Annotated in this window: 3 protein-coding genes; all 3 read right to left on the bottom strand. The window is 37.3% G+C overall.

All coding sequences use genetic code 11. From position 1 onward, the window contains the following. Positions 1 to 593, bottom strand: a 593-nt coding sequence (locus tag AB1630_11920; protein ID MEW6104499.1) for a hypothetical protein, incomplete at its 3' end; no start/stop codon positions are given. Between the two features lie 3 nt (positions 594 to 596). After that, the gene (locus AB1630_11915) at positions 597 to 1,685 is read right to left on the bottom strand and encodes a hypothetical protein (protein MEW6104498.1); all 1,089 of its coding nucleotides are present in this window, start codon (positions 1,683 to 1,685) and stop codon (positions 597 to 599) included. Then, positions 1,682 to 2,853: hypothetical protein (locus AB1630_11910; GenBank protein ID MEW6104497.1), on the bottom strand; the 1,172-nt coding region annotated here is incomplete at its 5' end. The genes AB1630_11910 and AB1630_11915, both read right to left, overlap by 4 nt.

Below are 2,853 nucleotides of genomic sequence, written 5' to 3'. Positions count from 1 at the left end.
GCCTTAAGGGGATCACCGGTTAGGATAGAAAGAAATTCACTATCAGAGACTACCTTTGCCTCATTAGGCTTTAAGCTAAATATCTGCATTGTTCCTGAATCAATAAGATGCTTTGTTCCGGAGAAGATAAGGAAATAGTCTCCTCCATACTTTATCAATGTGCCATCAGGGTATTTTATCTCAGGTAAGACTTCTCCTGTGGGAAGCTTACTTAATGTCTCATTAGAGACACCTTGGATTTCACCCTGCTTTTCTTTAGGAAGGTATGCATCAAGGCTATCTTTGGGAACAAGCCTCTTTCTTCCATTCATTACATAGAATACATAATCATTGAATTTTATAAATTTTCCTTCTAGGGAAAGGGTATCTTCTGACCCCTGACCCTTGACCCCTGACCCCTCTTGATAGGGCTCATACCAGGGAGGATTAACCAGGGATGGATCAAGGGAGGGGATGGGATCAGAGCTTGCAGAAGAAATAAGGTCGGGAATATTTGCTAATTCACTAGATGAAACATTGATTGAGGGAATAATTTCTATATCAGAAAACCTTAGTTTAATTATCCTGGCAAGGTTGGCGGTTTGCTTAAGCATTGGTTATTCTTTCTTTAAGGATTTAGGATGAGGCCGCCAGGAGGGGGAATGACTTGGTGTTTTACCAGAATAGGTTAGTCTCTTTATATTTCCTGTTTCTACATCAACTATAAAAAGCTCCCATTTTTTGATTTCTTTAAGAATAAAATCCTCCTCCTTTAGGTTAATTCTTTCAAAATCTGTAAATACCCCTGTAAATACAACCTTCTTGCTATCTGGAGACCAAGAAGGATTAAATTCTGTAATTCTTTCTGAATTGTCATCTTTGGTTAATCTATGAAGATTCTTCCCGTCTGCATCCATAATGCAGATCCTTCTACACATGTAAATCTTTTTCCATTTCTTTTCACCATATAAGCTTCCTTCAAATACAATCTTACTTCCATCTGGGGAATAATTTGGATTACGAGCTATTATAATATTGTCATAGGTCAATCTCTTCCATCTTCCAGTGGCTATCTCTACTGTATAAATCCCCCCTTTGCTTTTGTCTTTGGAATCCCAAAAATCAAAAAGAATCCTTCTTAAATCAGGAGAGAAAGAAATTGAGTTAGTAACTCCACCAGATTCAGGGATATCAACAGCCTTTTTTATATTATTACCATTTGCATCTGCTATGTAGATGCCATCTCTACCTGAAAATACAATCTTTTTACACTCTAAAGACCATCTAGGTTTATCATATAGGCCATATTTAAGGAGTTTTTTACACATCTTTCCCATATCAAAAACCTTTTTTTTATTAAAATCCATCATATAAAATTTTATCTCTCCAAATTGAGACATGCTAGAAAAAACAAGCCTTTTTCCATCAGGAAGCCATTTAGGAAAAGCTTCATCATAAGGAGAGGGAAGTATAAGTTCTGCGGTATTCTCATTAGGGTTAGCTCTGCAGGGTTTATCAGGGTCAACTTCAGCAGGTTCATTAGGATCAATCGCGTAAAGGTCTTTTCCCCAGCAGAATACTATCTTTTCTTTATCGCCAATATCTATAAGAATAGGTAGCTTTGGTATTATATCAAGGGGAGACTTGGGATTATTACACCCACAAAAGATAGTTCCTAGAAATAGAAAGAAAACTATCTGCATCATACTGAAGGGTTCGCGATAAAATCTATAATTCTCTTTGAAGCCTCAGGAAAATTCTTATTTAGGTAATCTACAAAGCCAGGAAGATGGGTTTTGGTTCGGTCATAATAGGCAACATCAAGGATGATTAGTTCGATTCCAGCGAGATCAGGAAATACATTTCCATTTTCAAGGCGAAATGCACTGATTGCATCTCTATATCTTGTACCTTCTCCAATCGCAGAGAAATTTACTGATAATTTTTTATAAGTATACTCCAAAACCCAATCTGCAGGATACTTTGCATAATCTGCAATCATCTTTGCCAGTTTAAACATTCCGGTTGAATCAAAGGTCTTAATTAAAGATTCTAGGGTTCCTTTAAAATCTCCTTCAAATACTTTCTTGGTTATCTTAATTGCCTTAAGCTCCCATTCTACTCCTGTAGATTTGGCTATATAACCAACCACTACATTTGCTATATCCTTGGATAATCTAATCCCTAATTCCTTCCAATCTTCCTTGGGGATTTTAAACCCAAATGGATTATAAGCTTGTAGATATTTGCTCAATAATAATTCTAGATCTGTCTTTTCTTTGTCAGAGATGGTTCCATCCTTGATAATTTCTTTTATCTTTTTCTCTATGTTAGCCTCGTCTATTTTTTTCTGCATCCCTTCATTTACTTTATTTTTCAAATCCTCCTTGGTTATCCCTTCTTTCTCAAATATATCCTTCAGGCTATCCCATAGCTTATCCAATACCCCGCCTATTCCACCAGGTGTCTTTGCTCCCAGATTTATTGCATAGTTTGCAATGCCATCCAATCCCATTGTCTTAAAGTCAATATCCCCCAAATCTATATTAGGAAGCCCTATCTTCGGCAGGTCTATCTTTGGCAGGGTTATATTCTTCTTCCAGATGATTCCCTCAATCACATCCCCAAACTTATTGTTCCAGTCGGAATTCCTCTGGTAGCTCTTTAATCCAGCAAGCCTTTCTTCCCAAGTAAGCTTATTTCCCCAGACATCCTGTCCTGTCAGGGCTGTGCCAAATTTGTAATATTTGTTCTCAATGAGGCTATTGTATAGGCTTCCTGCCTTATTGGTTAGACTGCTTAAATGGCCAAGGTCATACTTTTTTCCAAGGTTTAACCCTGCCAAAAAGGCCTGCTCTGGGTTTTTAAGATAGC

It is taken from the genome of bacterium (genome assembly GCA_040753555.1).
Lineage (GTDB): Bacteria > UBA9089 > UBA9088 > UBA9088 > UBA9088 > JBFLYE01.
This window is presented reverse-complemented; position numbering and strand designations above follow the sequence as displayed.

Bases quoted from the DNA above. Each gene is read 5' to 3' on its own strand.
- AB1630_11915 (MEW6104498.1), bottom strand. From the start codon at position 1,685: ATGATGCAGATAGTTTTCTTTCTATTTCTAGGAACTATCTTTTGTGGG.